Source organism: Corynebacterium sp. Marseille-Q2823 (assembly GCF_903645345.1).
Taxonomy (GTDB): Bacteria; Actinomycetota; Actinomycetes; order Mycobacteriales; family Mycobacteriaceae; genus Corynebacterium; species Corynebacterium hiratae.
Genome location: NZ_CAHJXS010000004.1, coordinates 115265 through 136030 on the forward strand (window position 1 = coordinate 115265; position 20766 = coordinate 136030).

At 62.9% G+C, this 20766-nt stretch carries 16 protein-coding genes; 8 read left to right on the forward strand and 8 right to left on the reverse strand.

Annotation, left to right across the window (positions count from 1 at the left end; translation table 11 throughout):
- Window positions 1-2: 2 nt before the first annotated feature.
- The 4 genes from dnaK to HWX44_RS06140 form a co-directional block, all read right to left on the reverse strand.
- Window positions 3-1847, reverse strand: a complete 1845-nt coding sequence (dnaK, locus tag HWX44_RS06125; protein ID WP_175973711.1) for a molecular chaperone DnaK — start codon at window positions 1845-1847, stop codon at window positions 3-5.
- Window positions 1848-2078: 231 nt separating this feature from the next.
- Entirely contained in the window at window positions 2079-2876 is a 798-nt protein-coding gene (locus tag HWX44_RS06130) for an ABC transporter ATP-binding protein (RefSeq protein WP_046647139.1), read from the reverse strand.
- 1 nt (window position 2877) lies between these two features.
- Window positions 2878-3885 (reverse strand): FecCD family ABC transporter permease, encoded by a 1008-nt coding sequence (locus HWX44_RS06135; protein WP_232745432.1) that lies wholly within the window; start codon window positions 3883-3885, stop codon window positions 2878-2880.
- On the reverse strand, window positions 3882-4910 hold the full coding sequence (locus tag HWX44_RS06140; RefSeq protein WP_369799722.1) for a FecCD family ABC transporter permease: 1029 nt from the start codon (window positions 4908-4910) through the stop codon (window positions 3882-3884). The genes HWX44_RS06135 and HWX44_RS06140 overlap by 4 nt, the downstream gene beginning before the upstream one ends.
- Before the next feature lie 62 nt (window positions 4911-4972).
- Between HWX44_RS06140 and HWX44_RS06145 the strand changes: the two genes are divergently transcribed.
- The 3 genes from HWX44_RS06145 to HWX44_RS06155 all read left to right on the forward strand — a co-directional run bounded on the left by HWX44_RS06145 (window position 4973) and on the right by HWX44_RS06155 (window position 11288).
- The gene (locus HWX44_RS06145) at window positions 4973-6082 is read left to right on the forward strand and encodes an ABC transporter substrate-binding protein (RefSeq protein ID WP_046647137.1); all 1110 of its coding nucleotides are present in this window, start codon (window positions 4973-4975) and stop codon (window positions 6080-6082) included.
- Window positions 6083-6492: 410 nt separating this feature from the next.
- Complete coding sequence (locus tag HWX44_RS06150; RefSeq protein ID WP_175973713.1) at window positions 6493-9939, forward strand: bifunctional proline dehydrogenase/L-glutamate gamma-semialdehyde dehydrogenase; 3447 nt, start codon at window positions 6493-6495, stop codon at window positions 9937-9939.
- A gap of 35 nt (window positions 9940-9974) precedes the next feature.
- On the forward strand, window positions 9975-11288 hold the full coding sequence (locus HWX44_RS06155; RefSeq protein WP_175973715.1) for an AI-2E family transporter: 1314 nt from the start codon (window positions 9975-9977) through the stop codon (window positions 11286-11288).
- Window positions 11289-11387: 99 nt separating this feature from the next.
- Here HWX44_RS06155 and HWX44_RS06160 read toward each other — a convergent pair whose 3' ends face one another.
- Entirely contained in the window at window positions 11388-11966 is a 579-nt protein-coding gene (locus HWX44_RS06160; RefSeq protein ID WP_175973717.1) for a nucleosidase, read from the reverse strand.
- Window positions 11967-12077: 111 nt separating this feature from the next.
- Between HWX44_RS06160 and HWX44_RS06165 the strand changes: the two genes are divergently transcribed.
- The gene (locus tag HWX44_RS06165; RefSeq protein ID WP_175973719.1) at window positions 12078-12569 is read left to right on the forward strand and encodes an LppP/LprE family lipoprotein; all 492 of its coding nucleotides are present in this window, start codon (window positions 12078-12080) and stop codon (window positions 12567-12569) included.
- 59 nt (window positions 12570-12628) lie between these two features.
- Complete coding sequence (locus tag HWX44_RS06170; protein WP_175973721.1) at window positions 12629-13267, forward strand: LppP/LprE family lipoprotein; 639 nt, start codon at window positions 12629-12631, stop codon at window positions 13265-13267.
- Window positions 13268-13285: 18 nt separating this feature from the next.
- Here the strand turns inward: HWX44_RS06170 and HWX44_RS06175 are convergent, their stop codons facing one another.
- The 3 genes from HWX44_RS06175 to HWX44_RS06185 are packed head-to-tail and all read right to left on the reverse strand — an operon-like array spanning window position 13286 to window position 16256.
- The gene (locus HWX44_RS06175) at window positions 13286-14578 is read right to left on the reverse strand and encodes a sulfate adenylyltransferase subunit 1 (protein WP_175973723.1); all 1293 of its coding nucleotides are present in this window, start codon (window positions 14576-14578) and stop codon (window positions 13286-13288) included.
- The gene (cysD, locus tag HWX44_RS06180; protein WP_175973725.1) at window positions 14578-15474 is read right to left on the reverse strand and encodes a sulfate adenylyltransferase subunit CysD; all 897 of its coding nucleotides are present in this window, start codon (window positions 15472-15474) and stop codon (window positions 14578-14580) included. The genes HWX44_RS06175 and cysD overlap by 1 nt, the downstream gene beginning before the upstream one ends.
- Window positions 15474-16256 carry a phosphoadenylyl-sulfate reductase gene (locus tag HWX44_RS06185; protein ID WP_175973727.1) on the reverse strand — a complete coding sequence of 261 codons (783 nt, stop codon included), beginning with the start codon at window positions 16254-16256 and terminating at the stop codon, window positions 15474-15476. Before HWX44_RS06185 ends, cysD begins: the two co-directional genes overlap by 1 nt.
- Window positions 16257-16418: 162 nt before the next feature.
- Here HWX44_RS06185 and HWX44_RS06190 point away from each other — a divergent pair, with 162 nt between their 5' ends.
- From HWX44_RS06190 to HWX44_RS06200, 3 genes are all read left to right on the forward strand, one after another.
- A complete protein-coding gene (locus HWX44_RS06190; RefSeq protein ID WP_175973729.1) occupies window positions 16419-16835 on the forward strand; it encodes a methylenetetrahydrofolate--tRNA-(uracil-5-)-methyltransferase in 417 nt (138 codons plus the stop codon).
- 236 nt (window positions 16836-17071) lie between these two features.
- Complete coding sequence (locus HWX44_RS06195; protein ID WP_175973929.1) at window positions 17072-18790, forward strand: ABC transporter ATP-binding protein; 1719 nt, start codon at window positions 17072-17074, stop codon at window positions 18788-18790.
- A complete protein-coding gene (locus HWX44_RS06200) occupies window positions 18791-20734 on the forward strand; it encodes an ABC transporter ATP-binding protein (protein WP_254868125.1) in 1944 nt (647 codons plus the stop codon).
- Window positions 20735-20766: the final 32 nt, after the last annotated feature.

Sequence of the window (20766 nt, forward strand, 5' to 3'; positions counted from 1 at the left end):
GTTTACTTCTCCTTGTTCTCGTCGTCCTCGTCGACAACCTCGGCGTCGACGACGTTCGGGTCACCAGCGGTCTCACCAGCAGCGGCGCCCTCGGCACCTGCCTCAGCAGCCTGTGCCTCGTACAGGACCTTGCCCAGCTCCTGGGACTCGGTGCCAAGCTTCTCGACGGCCGACTTAATCGCCTCAATGTCATCACCCTTGAGGGCCTCGTCGACGGCGTCGGCAGCCTCGGTCACGCGGGTCTTGAGGTCCTCCGGCAGCTTGTCGGAGTTCTCATCCATGAACTTGCGGGTCTGGTAGGAGGTGGATTCCGCCTGGTTGCGGGTCTCCTGCTCCTCGCGGCGCTTCTTGTCCTCCTCAGCGTGAGCCTCGGCGTCCTTGACCATGCGGTCGATCTCCTCCTGGGAGAGGCCGGAACCATCCTGAATCTTGATGGTGTTTTCCTTGCCGGTGGCCTTATCCTTAGCGGTCACGTGGACGATGCCGTTGGCGTCGATGTCGAAGGTGACCTCAATCTGCGGAACACCGCGCGGTGCCGGGGCAATGCCACCGAGCTCGAAGGAGCCGAGCAGCTTGTTGGCGGAGGCCATCTCGCGCTCACCCTGGAAGACCTGAATCTGCACGGAAGGCTGGTTGTCGTCAGCCGTGGTGAAGGTCTCGGACTTCTTGGTCGGGATGGTGGTATTGCGCTCGATGAGCTTGGTCATCACGCCACCCTTGGTCTCGATGCCGAGGGAGAGCGGGGTGACGTCGAGAAGCAGCACGTCCTTGACCTCACCGCGCAGCACACCTGCCTGCAGCGCAGCGCCGACTGCCACGACCTCGTCCGGGTTCACGCCCTTGTTCGGGTCCTTGCCGGTCATTTCCTTCACCAGGTCGGACACAGCCGGCATACGGGTGGAGCCACCGACGAGAACCACGTGGTCAACCTGGGACAGGGACAGGCCAGCGTCCTTGATGACCTGGTTGAACGGCTCCTTGGTGCGATCCAGCAGGTCCTGGGTGATCTTCTGGAACTCGGTGCGGGACAGGGTCTCATCCAGGAAGAGCGGGTTCTTCTCCGCGTCCACCGTGATGTACGGCAGGTTGATGTTGGCGGACTGGGAGGAGGACAGCTCAATCTTGGCCTTCTCAGCTGCCTCACGCAGGCGCTGGACGGCGCGCTTATCCTTGGTCAGGTCAACGCCCTGGGAAGCCTTGAACTTATCCACGAGCCAGTCGACGATGCGCTGGTCCCAGTCGTCACCACCGAGCTGGTTGTCACCAGCGGTAGCCATAACCTCGACCACACCGTCGCCGATCTCCAGCAGGGAGACGTCGAAGGTACCGCCACCGAGGTCGAAGACCAGGATGGTCTGCTCCTGCTCGCCCTTCTCCAGGCCGTAGGCCAGTGCAGCGGCGGTCGGCTCGTTAACGATGCGCAGGACGTTGAGGCCTGCAATCTGACCGGCCTCCTTGGTGGCCTGGCGCTGGGAGTCCTCGAAGTAAGCCGGGACGGTAATAACGGCGTCGGTAACGTCCTCACCCAGGTAAGCCTCGGCGTCGCGCTTCAGCTTCATGAGCGTGCGGGCCGAAATCTCCTGCGGGGTGTACTTCTTGTCATCGATGTCGATGGTCCAGTCAGTGCCGATGTGGCGCTTGACGGAGCGGATGGTGCGGTCAACGTTGGTGACCGCCTGGTTCTTCGCGGACTGGCCGACGAGGATTTCGCCGTTCTTAGCGAAAGCCACGACGGACGGGGTGGTGCGGGAACCCTCGGAGTTAGCGATAACGGTGGCCTCGCCACCTTCCAGAACGGATACGACCGAGTTGGTGGTACCGAGGTCAATTCCTACTGCGCGTCCCATAATCTTTTCTCCTTGCTTGTTGGGGTTTGTTCTTAAGTTGATAGTGCGCGACTCAACTTCCGCCGCGTTCAGGGTTGAACTCTAACAGAAGCGGCACCCATTGTCATCCAAACCTGAGCGCCGGTCACTCAACCTACACAACGCGGGCAAACCCAAAGTTGTTCCCGATCCACTCAACTTTTTTTAATTACCGCCCACACGCTGGGAAAACAAAACCGGTTTGGCGGAAACTCACCCCACAGGGACGATTGCTGGCTCACCGTCCACATCTACAACGCGGACTGTCAGCCCATAGAGTTCCTCAATAAGGGCAGGGGTAATGACGTCGCGCGGCACGCCCGCGTCCCACACCTTTCCATCTTTCATCGCCACGACGCGATCCGCATAGCGCAATACATGCGCCAAGTCATGAATGACCGCAATGAGGGTTTTGTTTCCTGCCAGCTGTCGCATCAGCCGCATGAAGGAATGCTGGTATCCGATGTCAAGAGCGCTCGTTGGCTCATCCAAGAAGAGCACAGGCGTTTCCTGGGCGAGGGCCATAGCCAGCCAAGCACGCTGACGCTGACCACCAGACAACGCCGCTACCTCGGCCGTCTCCAGTTCTTCAAGGCCTACCTTTGCTAGCGCGCGACTAACAGCACGCTCGTCCTCCTGACTCCTCCACCCCATAAATCCTTGGTGGGCGAAGCGCCCGCGCGCGACCAGTTCCCTGACATTGATCCCTTCGGGAGCTATGGATTGCTGCGACATCACGGCGACGCGCCGAGCGTAGCTTCGCCGAGAGAATGCGGCTGCATCTTGTTCGCCAATGCGCACCGCGCCCGCGTTCGGTGTTTCCAACCGCGCCAACACCTTGACCAAAGTGGATTTTCCACAACCATTGGGACCGATAATGGCAGTGAATTTCCCGGCCGGAAAAGACACATCCACCGAGTCGAGAATTAGCGGGGCAGTCCTCCCGTAGGACATGCTCACCCCCTCAGCCCGCACGCTCGGCGCACCGTCACATACTTTTTGCTGGTTCACTTTACTGACCTTTCATTCCGGCAGCTCGGGATTGCCACAGCAGCAGACCCGCCAGATAGATGCCACCGGCGCACACCGTAATAAGACCGGCAGGCAGAGTAATTGGGAAAAACAGTCGCTGCCCTGCTAAGTCGGCAGCGAGCAAGAAAAGAGCACCGAGGACTCCAGAGAGCAACACCGGTGTCCTGTCTGGACGCGAGAGCAACCGAGCCATATGCGGGGCCGCGAGGGCGATAAATGAGATTGGACCCGCTATCGCCGTCGATACAGCGACAAGAACTGTGCCAACCAGAACCATCACCACACGTGCACGACTCACGTTCAACCCCAACGCACTCGCCGCGCTATCCCCCAGGGCAAGCGCGTCGCACCAGCCACGCAGCAGCAACCCAGCGACGCACGCCGCGCCTCCCAGCACCCCCAATGGAATAACTCGTGCCCAGGACACAGCATTCAATGTTCCAGCAGCCCAAGTCGCCGCGCCTAAGGATTGCTCCAACTCACCGCTAAGAATCAACCACTTGTTTATTGCTGAAAGAAAGAACGTCACTCCAATCCCCACCACAATCAGTCTTGCTCCCGTAAGCCTTCCTGCAAATGAAAGCCCCATGATGAGTAACGCAGTGAGAGCCCCACCCACCAATGCGCCTAGCGCAATGTTGAACGCGGAGCTAAAGCCCGCCAAGGAAACCGCGATGACACCGGTATAGGCACCGGTATTAAACCCGATGATGTCGGGCGACCCCAGAGGATTGTGAGTAAGGATCTGAAAGATGGCGCCCGCTATGCCCAAACACATTCCTACGACAATCGCAGCAACCACCCGCGGAGCACGCCATTGCCACACGACGGTGGCCGCAAAGTCAGTGCTATTGGGATTCGTAGCCACGGACCACAACGCTGCGCTTTCTTGCCCGGCACCAGGCGAGAAGAGCGAATAGGCAGCAATAGCCAGCGCGACGATCACAATGCCCGTAAAGGACAAAACACTTCTCACGCTCACAATCACAGCCTCCTTCCAGCGCGATGGGACAGCGCAATCAATACTGGGGCACCAATGAGCGACACCGTGACGCCAGCCGGCAACTCAGCAGCAGTGAGGTAGCGCCCCACAATATCGGCTCCCAACAAAAACAAAGGCCCCACCACGGCAGCGGCGACAAGCTGTGCCCGTTCTTCATATATCCCGCACAGCCTGACAACATGCGGGATGACTAATCCGACAAATACAATCACCCCCGCCGCTGCGGTAGCGGTAGCAGCCAACACTGTTACCGCCGCGACAAGTCCCAAACGAGTCAGTTTGAGGTTGATACCGAGACCCGCCGCAACGTCATCCCCCAGAGCAAGGGGCGGCAAATGGCGCGCAAAGGCAATCAGCAGCACCACACCAACTGCTAACCCGCCGGCTGTAATCGCCACCGGTGTCCACGAGGCCACGTCAACAGAGCCCGTCACCCACGCGCGGATACGTGCAAAAGAGTGCGGATCTACCAGGATGAGAGCGGAGGAAAGCCCTTCACATACCGCCCCGATGGCTACACCTGCAAGAATCAGTCTCAGCGGATCAACATCGCCAGCTCTGCCACGCCCTACCGCGGTGACCAGCAGCATGGTCACTGCCGCACCGATGATGGCTGCGAGCGAAAAAGCAAAAGGTGATTGCCACCCCCACCAGCCCAGAGCAATGGCCGCGGCCAAGCTGGCGCCTACGTTAATCCCGAAAACTCCGGTATCTGCCAAAGGGTTGCGCGTCATAATCTGCAGAACTGCACCAGCGAGAGCCAAAGCACAGCCCGCACAAACGGCCACGAGAGTACGGGGAAGCCGCCTCTCCCACACGATCGAGGAAGCTATACCAGGCTGACCTCGAAGGGCGGCCAACACGTCACTGAAAGGAATGCTGCGCGCCCCCAACGCCAGCGACAGCCCCACGCCGATACAGAGAATGGCAAGGCCAGCAACTACTACCCGACCAAGACGCCGAGTATTTCCCTTTCCGGTGTGCACCCCCTGCTCAATCACCAACACCACCCAAACACCTTCATACGCTCACGTTTCCTTAGCTTGACCTAATTTAGGTTAGGCTACCTTTTATGACTACTCGAAAGAAAATCGCGTCTCACATCCCACTCCTCCGCCTTACCGCTGTTGGCCTTACCGCAGCGCTAGCTCTCACCGGTTGCGCCAGCCTCGAAAACGCCGATTCAAACACCGGCGGGTCCAGCTCATCCTCTCCAGCAGAGAAGGAAACAGGAAAATCCAACTCCGCCGCAGGAAATGACTCCGTGGCAACTGGTGGCGAGGGCTTTGCTGGAGCCAGAGAGAAGACCCAATCCTTTGGCAGCGATGCAGCTCCCGGCCAGTTCCCCCGCACCGTCACACATGCCCGTGGTACGACCGAGCTCAAAGAGAAGCCTCAACGAGTAGTCGTTCTCGAAAGCGGCGAGCTCGACTCCGTCCTTGCCCTTGGCATGAAGCCAGTCGGCATGACCACGTCTAAGGGTCAGAACCCCGTCCCCGATTACATGGCCGACAAAGCAAGTGACATCGAAACGGTAGGCACGATCAACGAAGTCAATATGGAAAAGATCGCCTCACTACAACCGGACCTCATCATCGGCTCGCAGCTGCGCATGGATAAGTATTATGACCAATTCAGCTCCATCGCGCCTACCGTTTTCTCGATTCGCCCTGGGTACACTTGGAAAGAAAACTTCCACCTGATCGGTGAAGCCCTCGGCGAGGAAGAGCGCACCGAACAAGTCATGGCCGACTACGACAAGAAGATCGAAGAAGTAAAGAAGGTCATTAAGGACGGGCCAGCTAGCGAAGACACCACCGTCACCATTCTGCGCTTCATGCCGGGCAAAGTACGCCTCTACGGGCGCCTTTCACTCATTGGAACGGTGCTTGATGACGCCGGCCTCGCCCGCCCCGCCAACCAGGACATCGAAGAGCTCGCTGCAGAAATCTCACCGGAGAACATTGACCAAGCGGACGCCGACTACATCTTCTACTGCAGCTACGGAGATCCCTCCGCCACCGGCCAAGACACCGCCATTTCCACTGCGGCGTTCCAGCAGCTTCCAGCGGTTAAAGACGGCCATGCTATCGAGGTCAGCGACGATACGTGGGCACTCGGCCTAGGTCCAATGGGCGCACAGAAGATCGCGACAGATCTCACGGAGTATCTCAGTCACTAACACGGGGGTAGCAACCTCCCCTCAAAACAACACCTGTGGGATTGACTCACCCCAACATAAGGGGCTAGCTTTCATATAAGCGAGATGGGTTACATGTCTGCACCCACTGTGTGGCGGACCATGTTAAAGGCGCCTATTTTTCGCTGGCCCGGCCAAGCCACCGCTTGGCCGTTTCCCCACGCAAGAAGGGTGGTCACATATGAATGCTTACTTCATTAGACAGCGTCGTTCTTCCGACCGGCCTCCAGTTGTGCACGCCAACGTTAAGTAAGCCCTCTTATCACACAAACTGGACAGGCTAATCAGCGCCGCACAGAGCTTGAGCAACTGCTGGACTCGATAGTTTGTGTTCTTTCCGCATTCCATAAGGCTGTACCAGTGTGCCTTGAGACCCATAAAGGTTGTAATCCATGACTAACGATGCTCACACCCCCGTGCCCGAATCCACCGACATCGACGCCGCGCTGATCGACGCCGCCGCGGCCCAAGCCCACTCCTGGCTCGCCTCCACCGCCGACGAGCAGGACCCAGCCACCGAACAACTCGCCGACTTATTGCGCAACCCGGACGGAGTGGCCTTCACCATGGACTTCGTCGACCGCGTCATGCGCCCCGAAGACGATAAGGTCGCGGCCCACGCGCTGAAGTCCGTCACCACCACCTACGATGCTTCCTTCCTCGGCCTCATCAACGGATCGCTGGTGGGCCTGGGTGGTTTCTTCGGACCGATCCTGCCGAACCTGGTCATGCCGCTGGCGCGCATGCGCATGCGCCAGATGGTGGGACACTTGGTCCTCGATGCCGAGGGCGAAGCCCTCAACAAGACCCTGGACAAGGCCGCCGAGTCCGGCGAGCAGCTCAACCTCAACCTCCTCGGTGAGGCCGTACTGGGCGACGACGAAGCCCGCTCCCGCGCTGACCGCACCTTGAAGCTCATCCAGAACCCGCGCGTGACCTACGTGTCCGTCAAAGCCTCCTCCATGGTGGCCCAGCTCAACCCGTGGGATATCGAGGGCTCCCTGGTCCGTCTCAAGGAGCGCCTACGCCCGCTGTACGAGGCCGCCGCGCGCCGCCCCGACAAGGTCTTCATCAACCTGGATATGGAGGAATACCACGACCTCCACCTCACGGTGCGCCTGTTCACCGAGCTGCTCAGCAAGCCGGAGTTCATCAACCTCGAGGCCGGCATCGTGCTGCAGGCCTACCTGCCGGATACCTTCGACGCCCTGACGCACCTCGCCGAGTTCGCTAAGAAGCGCGTGGCCGAGGGCGGCTCCCACATCAAGATTCGCATCGTCAAGGGCGCGAACCTTTCCATGGAGCACGTCCAGGGCGAGATCCACGGCTGGCCGGCAGCGCCCTATGCCACCAAGGATGAGGTGGACGCCAACTACTACCGCCTGCTCGACTACATCCTGCGCCCCGAGTTCGCCGATTGCGTGCGCATCGGCGTGGCCACGCACAACCTCTACACCGCGGCGTTTGCCTACAAGCTGGGCACCAAGCGCGGCGTGATGCGCATGATGGATTCCGAGATGCTCCAGGGCATGTCCCCGGCCCAGCAGACCGCGGTCCGCGAGGCCTTCGAGGGCCGCCAGATCCTCTACACCCCGGTCGTGCACATGGAGGACTTCGATGTCGCGGTCTCCTACCTGGTGCGCCGTTTGGAGGAGAACTCCGCTCCGCAGAACTTCCTCTACGCCCTCTTCGCACCGGAGGAGCAGGCGCTGAAGGACCAAGAGGAGGTCTTCCGCGAGGCCGTCGCGCAGCGCTGGGATACCTTCGCCGGCCCGCGCCGCACCCAGAACCGCCTGGAGGAGGCCGAGCAGGCAGCCGGCCGTCAGGCACCGCGCACCGGGCGTTTCGCCAACGAGCCGGACACCGACCCAGCCCTGGAGGCTAACCGCGAGTGGGCGCTTAAGGCCCTGGCCACCGACCCGGGTGAGCACGGGGTGGATGAGGTGACGGATGCGGGGGTCGTCGACAAGCACGTGGCCCGCGCCGCTGAGCTCGGCGCCGAGTGGGGTGCCCGCCCTGCCGAGGACCGCGCTCGCGCGCTCGAGGCCGTGGCCGATGAGCTGGCCAACCGCCGCGGCGAGTTCATCTCCGTCGCCGCCTACGAGGCCAACAAGACCGTCACGCAGACTGACCCGGAAATCTCCGAGGCCATCGACTTCTGCACCTACTACGCGCAGTCCGCGCGCCTGCTGGAGAACTACGCCGCCGAGTTCACGCCCTACCGCGTGACCGTGGTGACGCCGCCGTGGAACTTCCCAGTGGCCATCCCCACCGGCGGCATCGCGGCGGCTCTCGCCGCGGGTTCTGCCGTCATCATCAAGCCCGCGCCGCAGGTCGTACACTGCGCGAAGCTCGTCGTGGAAGCCTTCCGCGCCGGCCTCGAGGCACAGGGCCTCGACCCGGATCTGGTCCAGCTCGTCTTCACCGATGAGGGCGATGCCGGCCGCGCTCTGGTCTCCCACGCCGACGTCGACGCCGTCATCCTCACGGGCGCTTCCGATACCGGCAAGCTCTTCCGCTCCTGGAAGCCGGAGCTCAACATCATGGCGGAGACCTCCGGCAAGAACGCGCTCATCATTACCCCGTCCGCGGATCCAGACCTGGCTATTCAGGACCTCTACCTCTCCGCCTTCGGCCACTCCGGCCAGAAGTGCTCGGCGTCCTCCCTGGTCATCTTCGTCGGTGCGGCCGGCGAGTCGCAGCGCCTGCGCTCGCAGCTTGTCGACGCCGTCGAGACCCTCATCACCGGCCCCGGCTACGAGATCACGACGACGATGAACGGTCTCGCCGAAGCCCCGGGTGAGAAGCTGCTGCGCGGCCTGACCCAGCTGGAGCCGGGTGAAAAGTGGCTGGTGAAGCCGAAGAAGCTCAACGAGGAAGGCACCCTGTGGTCGCCGGGTATTCGCGATAACGTGCGCCCGGGTTCCTGGTTCCACGTCAACGAGTGCTTCGGCCCGGTGCTTGGCATCATGCACGCGGAGACCCTGGAGGAGGCCATCGAGTGGCAGAACTCCACCGGCTATGGCCTCACCGGCGGCATCCACACGCTGGATAACGATGAGATCGATTACTGGCTCGAGCGCGTCGAGGTGGGCAACGCCTACGTCAACCGCGGTATTACCGGCGCGATTGTGCAACGCCAGTCCTTCGGCGGCTGGAAGCAGTCCGTCATGGGCCCGGGTGCCAAGGCCGGCGGCCCGAACTATGTCGCACAGTTCGGCACCTGGTCCGAGGGCCCGCTGCGCCCCTTCGACGTGGATATTTCGCAGCCGGTGGCGGCCCAGCTGCGTGCCTTCGGTGACCTCGATCTCTCGGAGGAGGACACCGCCTGGCTGTGGCGCGCAGCAGAGCTCGACGAGCTGGCCTGGCAGCAGGAGTTCGGCCGCAAGCACGACCGCTCCGGCCTGGTCTGCGAGGCCAACGTCTTCCGCTCCCGCCCGGTGCTGACCCCGCTGCAGGTGCGCATCGCCTCGGACGCCGCGCTTCGCGACGTCTCCCGCCTCGCCCTCGCCGCCACCCGCACCGACTCCCCGGTGCGCTTCAGCGCCGCCCCGGAGAAGGCTGCGGAGCTGCGTGGACTGGGCTTTAAGGTCGACAGCGTGTCGGCGGATGCCTTCGCCCGCGAGGTCGCTCGCCTGGAATCGGGCCGCGTGCGCGTCGTTGGCTCCGTGGAGCCGGGCCTTTTTGAGGCAGCGGTGGAATCCAACTCCGTGGTCTTGGACCAGCCGGTGTTGGCCGATGGCCGCCGCGAGCTTCTGCCCTTCCTCCTCGAGCAGGCAGTCTCGGTGACGATGCACCGCTTCGGCATCATCCGCCAGGTAAGCAGCATCCGCGCATAACTCGTTTCCTGCGCTCATATGAGAAGATGTAGCGCATGAGAAACAACAATGGTGACGGTGCCCGCCCGGGCACCGACCCCCAGCCCTCCACGGCCTCTGACGCGGCGGCGTCCACTGCGGCTTCTGAAGCCGCAGAACAGTCCGCTGCTGCGAAGCCCATCAACGAAGAAGCCGCCCTCCCTGTCTCGAAAACGGATGACAAGTCCCGCGTCCTCGGGCGCGACGCCATCTCTTTGGCCAAGGTGTGCTTGATCTTCATCATCGTGGTGGCGGGCGTCGGCCTAGCCGGCTACCTGCTGAAGTTCATCTGGGTAGGCCTGCTGCCGGTCATCCTGGCCATCCTGGTGTGCACGGTGCTCTTCCCCGTGACCAACTGGTTGCGTGCGCACAAATTCCCCCGCGCGCTGGCCGCGATCACCACGCTGCTGGGCTTTTTGGCCATCATCGGCGGCGTCTTCGCAGCAATGGCCCCAGTGGTCTCCTCTCAGGGTGCGTCCCTGGTCAGCCAAGCTGAGGGCGGCTTGAACAAGCTCGTCGATATGGCCAAGGATCTCCCCTTCGAGATTGATGCCGCGAAAGTCCAGGAAGTCCTCGATGACGCCATGACCTTCATCAAGGGCCAAGCGTCCAACATCGCCACCGGGGTGATTTCCGGCGTATCGATGGCCAGCTCCATCGCCATGGCGCTCGCCATCATGCTCTTCGTGGCCTTTTTCATTCTCAAGGACGGCGACAAGTTCCTGCCGTGGCTGCGCACCTATACCGGCTACTCCGCAGGTTGGCACGCTACCGAGCTACTGACTCGCGTGTGGAACACGTTGTCCGGCTTCATTCAGGCACAGGCAGCCGTCGCGGCCGTCGATGGCATCCTCATCGGCCTCGGTCTCTGGGTTCTCCAGGTACCGTTGGCCCTAGTCATCGGCGTGGTGACCTTCTTCGCCAGCTTCATCCCGGTCATTGGCGCTGTCACTGCGGGTGCTTTGGCCGTCATCATCGCGTTGGTCTCCGATGGCCTGACCAAGGCCCTCTTGGCACTTGCCCTCATCATCATCGTGCAGCAGGTGGAGGGCAACGTGCTCCAGCCAATGCTGCAGTCCAAGGCCATGGGCCTGCACGCAGCAATGGTGCTGCTCTCCGTGACCGTGGGTTCCGCCCTGGCGGGGATCATCGGCGCTTTCCTGGCCGTGCCGGTGGCTGCCACGATTGCCGTGGTCTTCCGCTACCACCAGGAGATGGCCAGCCTGCGCGCCGGTGAAATCGAAGCCAAGAACATCAAGATTTCTACGTCAGAGGGCCACGACACCGTCATGGAGCTCTACGAGAACCTAGAAGCCAGCAGCGCCCGCTAGCCCCGGGGCCTTGTAACTGCCCTATCTGCCAAAACCAGTGCTCCCGCTTCAATGGCGGGGCATAACTTTGGCGGCTAGGGCAGTTTCCGTATCGAGAGCCTAGTCCGCAGTTACCGTGCCGAAAGCGACGGCCAGCTCCTCCGCGGCGCGATCGAGCACCGAGGCCCACGAGCCATAGGATTCCTCATTGGCGGTATCCGATACCTGCTTGAGCAGTGTGCACGGCACACCGAACTTTCGGCACACCGCGGCGATGGCGTAGCCCTCCATATCGCACAGCGCGGAATCCTGGGCAAGGCGCGTGCGGGTTGGGGTATCCGAGATGAAGGAATCGCCCGTCGCCAGAGTCTCAGTGGGCAGCTTTCCGGAGGTCTCTAACTCAATGACCTCGGGGAGGAGGTAACGGGAAACATCGCTGAGCACCTCTAGGTGGAAGTCGTGCTTGCGTACGTGGGAGATCTCGAAGACGCCAGCAAGATCGTCGCGAAGCGCGCCCGCAGTACCAATGTTGATGACGCGCTCCGGCAGCTGCTCTGCCGAAGCCAGCACCGCGGTCAGCTCGATGGCGGCGGGTACCGTGCCAATACCCGTGATAAGCAGCGGTGCTCCTTCCGGTACATGCGCGGCTTCAGCGTCCACGGCGGCGACGAACAAGGTACGACCAGAAAGATTCTCCATGCCTGCGAGACTACCTTCTGGCCCGAGGAATGCTCTCCACAACTCTGTTCTGAGCGTTGCGGCCACTTGTAGGGTCTGGAACCACACCGAGACCTCAGAAAGGAGAACACCATGTTCACCCCACGAGTATTCGCCGCAGCGGCACTGCTCTGCTTCCCCCTTATCGCGTGCAGCACCCCTGAAGAAGCCCAGGCCAGCCCCGTAGTCTGCGAGGCAGGAAACGCCCAGGCGGCTTTCAACGACAACATCGCGCAGGTTCCGCAGTGGAATGGCCACAACTGGAAGGTTGTCGATAGCTCCCACTTCGACCCGTGCGCGGAGCTGAGCTGGCAGACCATTTCCATTGAGGGAGGCACTGCCTCCTCGCCGCACCACATCATGCTCTTCCACTACGGCCAGTACCTCGGCACAGCCACCGCTGAGCCTTATGGTTTCTTCCCCAGCGTGGAGCGGGTCAATGGCAACGAGATTTCCGTGACCTACCACTGGCCACAAGAAGGCGATGCCAATGCCGCACCGACGGGCGAGACACACGCTGGCTTCCGTTGGGACGAGGCCCAGCAGAAAGTCATCATGAGCGGCGATGTTCCGCCGATGGGCTAGATAAGATAGAGCCAGTCGTGCGCCTTATATGAGGCGCACAATTTAAGGAAGGAACATCAATGCTTAGGTCCGCCGTCGCCCTCCTGGGCGCTGCCGTTATCTGCTTCCCGCTGGCCGCCTGTTCCCAGGACGACGGGGCGCAGGATTCTGCGGACTCACCGATGTTCAACTCCGTGCAGAACAGCGCAACGGATAGCTCTCCGGATAACGCAGAGGCCGCCGAGGGTCCCACTGCATCGTCGCCGGCCGCAGGTGCCTCGCCGACGTTGCCCGCCGAGTCCCCTACAGACGAAGCCGAATCCTGCCAGGATATCGACGCCCACGCGGCCTATGAATCAGGCATTGGCACGATTCCACCGTGGAATGACAATAACTGGACGCTGGTGGATTTCTCGCAGTTCGATCCCTGCGCGGAGCTGAGCTGGCAGACCATCAGCATCGAGCGCGGAACGTCCTCCTCGCCGTACCACATCATGCTCTTCCACAAGGGCGAGTACCTGGGCACCGCCACCGCCGAGCCCTATGGCTTCTTCCCTACCGTCGAGCAGGTCAGCGGCAACGAAATCGCCGTGACATACCACTGGCCGCGCGAGGGCGAATCTAATGCGGGGCACACTGGGGAGACGCATGCAGGCTTCCGTTGGGACGACGGCCGGCAGAAGGTCATCATGTCTGGCGACGTCCCGCCGACAAGCTAGCGCGGCGGTTCGCCACCGTTAGCGCAGGCGCTGGCCCACAAACCCCGCGGCCAGCGTGTTGCCGCTCGACTGATCGATAAGCAGGAAATTACCCACCGCGCCGCGGGCGGCGTAGTCCTCCACGGGAAGCTCAGCCTGGGTCTGGACCGTGATGAAAGTAATGTCATTGAGTGCCGCGGATTCCGGGGCCTCAACATCGGCCACGCCATCCAAATCCAGCACCCGATCAACCGAGGCCACCCGGGCCTTGACCAGCGCGGCACCATAACGCAGCTTCACCATCTGTCCCGCGCGCAGCTCTTTTTCCGTCAAGACCACCGCGGTGGCGGCGAATTCGCGCACCTCCTCCGGGCGCTGAGTGCCGGCGATGAGGTCACCGCGGGCCAAGTCGATTTCGTCGGCCAGCCGCAGCACCACGGAGTCGCCGGCGCGGGCGGCCTCATCCGAGCCAAGCGGGCCATCGGTGGTATCAATCGCGATGACGGTCGAGGTGCGCCCGCCCGGCAGCGTCACCTCATCCCCCACCGCCACGTGCCCGGCCTTCACGCGCCCGGCATAGCCGCGGTAGTCAGTGGCGTGCTCACGGATGACGTATTGGATGGGGAAACGCAGGTCCAGGTCATCGGCGCGACCGGTGGCCACGGGGACGGTCTCCAGCGTGTCCAGGACCGTCGGGCCCTCATACCAGTCCATGGTGGTGGAGCGTTCCACCACGTTATCGCCCTTGAGCGCAGAAATCGGGATGACCACCGAATCCGTAATGCCCAGGCGCGCGGCGACCTCGTTGAACTCCGTCTCAATCGCGCGGAAGGTGGCCTCGTCATAGTCCACCAGGTCAATCTTGTTCACGCCCAGCACCACGTGGCGCACGCCCAAGAGCGCGGCAACGTTGAGGTGGCGGCGGGTTTGCTCGACGACGCCATTGCGGGCGTCGACAAGCAGCACCACCACCTGGGACGTGGACATGCCGGTGACTGTGTTGCGCGTGTACTGCACGTGGCCCGGGGTATCGGCGAGGATGAAGGTGCGCTTATCGGTGGCGAAGTAACGGTAGGCCACGTCGATGGTGATGCCCTGCTCGCGCTCGGCACGGAGACCGTCGACAAGCAGCGAGAGGTCCATGCCGTCGAAGCCGCGGTCGGCGGAGGAGCGCTCCATGGACTCCACCTGGTCCGCGAGCACGGACTTGGTGTCATAAAGCAGGCGGCCCACGAAGGTGGACTTGCCGTCATCGACGGAACCGGCGGTGCACAGGCGCAGGGTATCGCGCTGCTTGAGCGCGCCAACATTCGGCGCAAGGGTAGTCGTCATCAGAAGTAGCCTTCCTTCTTGCGGTCCTCCATGGCGGACTCGGACAATTTGTCATCGGCGCGGGTGGCACCGCGCTCGGACAGGGTGGAAATGGAGATTTCCGCGAGCACCTCATCGGGCGAGGCGGCGGTGGATTCCACGGCACCGGTGCAGGACATATCGCCCACGGTGCGGTAGCGCACGGTACGGGTCTCTACCTGCTCGTCCTCGCGCGGTCCGCCCCACTCACCTGGGGTCAGCCACATGCCGTTGCGGTTAAATACCTCGCGCTGGTGCGAGTAGTAGATGGAGGGAAGCTGCAGGTTGCGCGCGCCGATGTACTCCCAAATATCGGACTCGGTCCAGTTGGAGATGGGGAAGACGCGGACGTTTTCGCCGGCCATCTTGCCGCCGTTGTAGAGGTCCCACAGCTCCGGGCGCTGACGGCGCGGGTCCCAGCCGCCGAAGGAATCACGGATGGAGAAGATGCGCTCCTTGGCGCGGGCGCGTTCCTCGTCGCGGCGCGCGCCACCCAGGACGGCGTCGTAACCGCGCTCGGCGATGGTCTCCACCAGCGGCACGGACTGCAGCGGGTTGCGGGTGCCATCGGGGCGCTCCTGGAGGTCGCCGCGGTCGATCCAATCCTGGACCAGCGCCACGTGCAGGCGGGCGCCGGTTTCTTCCACCAGCTCGTCGCGGAAGTCGATGACCTCCGGGAAGTTGTGGCCGGTATCGACGTGGATCAGCTCGAAGGGAACGGTAGCGGGCGCAAAGGCGCGGCGGGCGAGCTCGAAGACGACGACGGAGTCCTTGCCGCCGGAAAAGAGCAGGCCTACCTTGTCGAATTGCCCAGCGACTTCGCGCAGGATGTGGAGGGATTCGTTCTCTAAGTCTTTAAGGTTTGGTGAAAGTGTCATTATTCGTGCAATCCGCATTCTGTCTTGCCGTCAGCGAAAACGCGCCCGGAGCGCGCATCCTCACCCTCGCCTACCGGGAAGGTCAACGGCGCGCAGCCGATGGAGCGGTAACCCTGCAGGGTGAGGGGGTGGATGATGAGATCGTGAGCCTTGATATAAGCGTCGGTGTCGTCGAGGTCCCAGGTAATAATCGGGGAAATCTTCAGCCGGCCCGTGCGGTCCAGGCTCAGTGCCGGGGCACTCGCGCGGTGCTCGGAATCAGCACGGCGCAGGCCGGTAACCCACCCGACGTACGGGTCCATGGCCATGTTGAGCGGCTCCACCTTGCGCATGCGGTTATACGCCGCAACGTCGCGCGCATACAGGCGCGGGCCATAAATCTTGTCCTGCTCCTCGGGGCTCAGCAGCGGGCGCACGGTCACCAGCGGCAGATCCGCATAGCGCTTGGCGACGTCCCCCGCTACCTCCAACGTCTCCGGAAAGTGCCAGCCGGTGTCGATAAAGAGCAGGTCGGCGTCTAAGTGGGCGCGGTGCGCGAGCTCGGCCAGCACGGTGTTTTCCATGGACATCGTGACGGCAAGCCGGCCCGGCGCGTGCTCGGCGGCCCAGGCGGTAATTGTTTCGGCGGAGGCGTCGTGGAGCTTATCGGCCCACTCCTCGACAAGTTCCTGGTTGCGCTGGGCCACGGCAGGTTCCAGCGGCGCGGTGTCGCGGGTGCCTTCGGGGCTAATGCTGGGGTCGCGGTAGTCGCCGCGGTCCAGCAGGTTGATCGGTTCGGTCATGACTCCTCACATTAAAGGGAGCTGGGCGTGTGTGCAGCCCCACAGAGGGGTGCGAGGGCTGTGAGCTTGGGTACTAGGAAGAATAAAAATTAGCCAGAATGAACCGAGCGGACTAGATTTACAGACTAGATAGGCTATTTCTAACGAACTGAAGGGGTTCTCATGCAGCGTGTTGCCATCGTCGGGGACGGTCCCGCAGCGCTCTCCACCGCCGAGCGGCTCATCAAAGCCGGGTTGTGCGTGGACCTCTACTGCGAGCGCCCCGCGCCCTTCGGTTTGCTGCGCCGCTTCGCGGGGCTGTCCGGCGCGGAATCCGCCGCCTCGCCGTGCCCGAAGGGGACGACGCCGCGCCTGCGGCTCATCGGCAACGTGCGCGTGGGCTGTGGCCCGGACGCGGACATCAACCACGCGGACCTCAACCAGCTCTCCGCTTCCGGCGACCGCCACCTAGTTTTGCTGGAGCTCATGGCCCGCGGCGTGGCCATCACCACGTGGGAAGGCCTCTGCCAGCTCACCGACGACGTCGAGGATTGGGCCGCCGTCACGGCACAGGCGCAGCGCGCGCCGGTCTGCTTCTAGCGCGCGGGCGCGCGAGCGCGCGAGCTGAACGCTCGCGCATTGTTAAGGAAAGCCTGCTGCCAGTCCTCGCACCAGCACCCGCGCTAGACGCGCAAGCTAGACGCTCGCGCATTGATACGGGGAAGCCTGCTGCCGATACCCGCGCTAGACGCGCTCGCGTCTAGCGGGATAGACTTGCGCGGTCAATGCTCTCCAGCGGCCCGGCGCGGCCGCCAACACGCACGAAACGCTGGCACATGGAACTCGTTCGCATCCTTTTATCCCGCTCCAAGCCGTACACCGGCTACGTCATCGCGGTGCTGCTCCTCCAGGCGCTATCCACCGCGGCAACGCTCTACCTCCCTTCGCTCAACGCGAAGATCATCGACAGGGGCGTCGCCCAAGTAGACATCGACTACATCTGGCGCACCGGCGGCATCATGCTCATCGTGGCCTTCGTCCAAGTCCTCACCGCCATCGCCGCCATCTGGTTCGGCTCCCGCACCGCCATGGGCCTCGGCCGCGACCTGCGCTCCGATATCTTCCGCCGCGTCACCCGCTACTCCGCCGAGGACATGAGCAACTTCGGCACCGCCACCCTCATCACCCGCGGCACCAACGACGTCCAGCAGATCCAGATGGTCTACATGATGATCCTCAACTTCATGGTCACCGCGCCGATCATGTCCATCGGCGGCATCATCATGGCCATCCGCGAAGACGCCGGCATGTCCTGGCTCGTCGCGGTCTCCGTCATCGTGCTGCTCGCCGCCATCTCCCTCATCATCGTCCGGCTCATGCCGCTCTTCCGCGCCTGGCAAGGCAAGCTCGACGTCATGAACGGCACCCTGCGCGAACAAATCGCCGGCATCCGCGTCGTCCGCGCCTTCACCCGCGAGGAGCACGAAGCCGAACGCTTCCGCACCGCGAACCGCGACCTCACGGAGCTCTCCCTCAAGGTGGGCCAGCTGTTCATCCTCATGTTCCCCATCATCACCGCCATCCTCAACGTGGCCACGGGCGCGGTCCTCTGGTTCGGCGGCCACCGCGTGGACGAGGGCCTCGTAGAGGTCGGCTCACTGACCGCCTTCCTGCAATACCTGCTGCAGATCCTCGCCGCGGTCATGATGGGCACCTTCATGGCGATGATCCTCCCGCGCGCGGTCATCTGCGCGCGCCGCATCACCGACGTCCTCGAGCACGAGCCCTCCATCACCGAGCCGGACCAGCCCCACACCCCGGAGCACTCCGAGGGCGTCGTCGAATTCGACAACGTTTCCTTCCAGTACGCCGGCGCCGAGGCGCCCGTGCTTCACGACGTCTCCTTCACCGCCACCCCCGGCACCACCACCGCGCTCATCGGCGCAACCGGTTCCGGCAAGACCACCGCGCTCTCCCTCGTCCCGCGCCTCTACCTCCCGACGAAGGGACGCGTGCTTCTCGACGGCACCGATATCGCCGAGATGAAGCGGGGGGACGTCGTCAAGCGCGTGGGCCTCGTGCCGCAGAAGCCCTACCTGTTTAGCGGCACAGTGGCCTCCAACCTGCGCCTGGGTGCGCCGGAGGCCACCGACGAAGAGCTGTGGAACGCACTGCGCGTGGCGCAAGCTGACTTCGTTGAGGACCTCGACATGCACATCGCGCAGGGCGGCACCAACGTCTCGGGTGGTCAGCGCCAGCGCCTGTCCATCGCGCGCATGCTCGTCGCCCGCCCGTTGGTGTACCTCTTTGATGATTCCTTCTCCGCGCTCGACGTACTGACGGATGCCGCCGTGCGCTCCGGAATGCGCGAGTACACCGCGGAGGCGACGACGATTATCGTGGCGCAGCGCGTGAGCTCGATCGTGGACGCCGACCAGATTCTGGTCATGGACGCTGGGCGCGTCGTGGCCCGCGGCACGCACGAGGAGTTGCTCGAGTCCTCCGAGACGTACCGCGAGATTGTGGAATCCCAGAAGACCTCGGAGGTGGCATAAATGGCTGAGCAGGACAACGCTACGTTGAGTGAAGACACCACTGCCGAGATCGAGGAGAAGACCGGCGAGAACGCCCCGCGCAAGGCCAAGAATTTCTGGCCGTCCGCCAAGCGCCTCTTTGGTCTGCTCGCTCCGTTTAAGGTGCAGCTGTTTGCGATTGCTGCGATGAACATCATCTGCGTGTTCCTCGCCGTGGCCGCGCCGAAGGTGATGGGCAAGGCCACCGACGTCATTTTCTCCGGCGTCATTTCCCGCCAGCTACCCGCTGGGATGAGCAAGGAGCAGGCCATCGCGGCGCTGCGCGCGGGCGGGCAGGATAAGTTCGCCGACATGGCTTCCGCCATGGACTTGAACCCTGGCTTCGGCATCGACTTCTCCACGTTGGGCACGATTATTGGCATCGTGATTGCGATGTACGTGGTGTCCTCGCTCTTCCAGTGGTGGCAGGGCTACTTGCTCAACTCCATGGTCATGAAGATCGTCTTCGACCTCCGCGAGAGCATCGAGGCCAAGCTCAACCGCTTGCCGCTCAATTACTTCGATACGCAGTCGCGCGGCGATCTCCTCTCGCGCACCACCAACGACGCCGATAACATCCAGTCCGCCTTGCAGCAGGCCATCTCGCAGCTGTTTTATAACCTGCTCATGGTCGTGGGCATCACGGTCATGATGTTCACCGTGTCCTGGCAGCTGGCCCTCGTGGCGCTGCTGGCGCTGCCGCTGACCGCGGTGCTCATCGCGGTGGTTGGCTCGCGCGCGCAGAAGCAGTTCAAGGCGCAGTGGAAGGCCACCGGTGATCTCAACGGACAGGTCGAGGAAGCCTTCTCCGGCCACGACCTAGCGACGGTCTTCGGGCGCATCGATTCCATGACGGAGGAGTTTGATAAGCGCAACGAGGAGCTGTTCCGCTCCGCCTCGCTAGCTCAGTTCCTGGCGGGCATGATGATGCCGATCATGCAGTTCATCTCCTACCTGTCCTACGTGGTCATCGCGGTGCTGGGTGCGTTGAAGGTGGCCTCCGGCACGCTGACGTTGGGCGGCGCGCAGGCCTTCATCCAGTACTCGCGCGAGTTCAACCAGCCGCTGGGCCAGCTGGGCGGCATGATGCAGCAGGTGCAGTCGGGCGTGGCCTCGGCAGAGCGCGTCTTCGAATTCCTCGACGCCGAGGAAGAGCCCGCCGAGGAGTCCACCTCCCGCTTGGGTGGGCGCGCGAAGGGCCTCGTGGAGTTCGACGACGTCGACTTCTCCTACAGCCCCGACAAGCCGCTCATCCAGGACCTCAACCTGCGCGTGGAGCCCGGCCAGACCGCGGCGATCGTCGGCCCCACGGGGGCTGGCAAGACCACGCTGGTCAACCTCATCATGCGTTTTTACGACATCGATTCGGGCACCATCCGGCTCGACGGCGTCGACACCGCGCAGATGTCCCGCCACGAGCTGCGCTCCCAGGTGGGCATGGTGCTGCAGGACGCCATGGTCTTTGAGGGCACCATCATGGACAACATCCGCTACGGCCGCCTCGACGCCACCGACGAGGAGGTCATTGCCGCCGCGAAGGCCACCTACGTGGACCGCTTCGTCCACTCCCTCCCCGACGGCTATGACACCAAGATTGACCAGGATGGCGGCGCGATTTCCGCCGGCGAACGTCAGCTCATTACCATCGCGCGCGCTTTCCTGGCCCAGCCGGCGCTGCTCATCCTCGACGAGGCCACCTCGTCAGTGGATACCCGCACCGAGGTGCTCGTTCAGCAGGCCATGAATGCGCTGCGCGCGGACCGCACCTCCTTCATCATCGCGCACCGCCTGTCCACGATTCGCGACGCCGACCTCATCATCGTCATGGAAGAAGGCTGCATCGTCGAACAAGGCACCCACGCCGAGCTTCTCGACGCCCACGGCGCCTACTGGCGTCTCCACCAGTCCCAGTTCCGCGAGGACTAGCTGAATGCTGACTCACTGATTTAGGGGCCGAG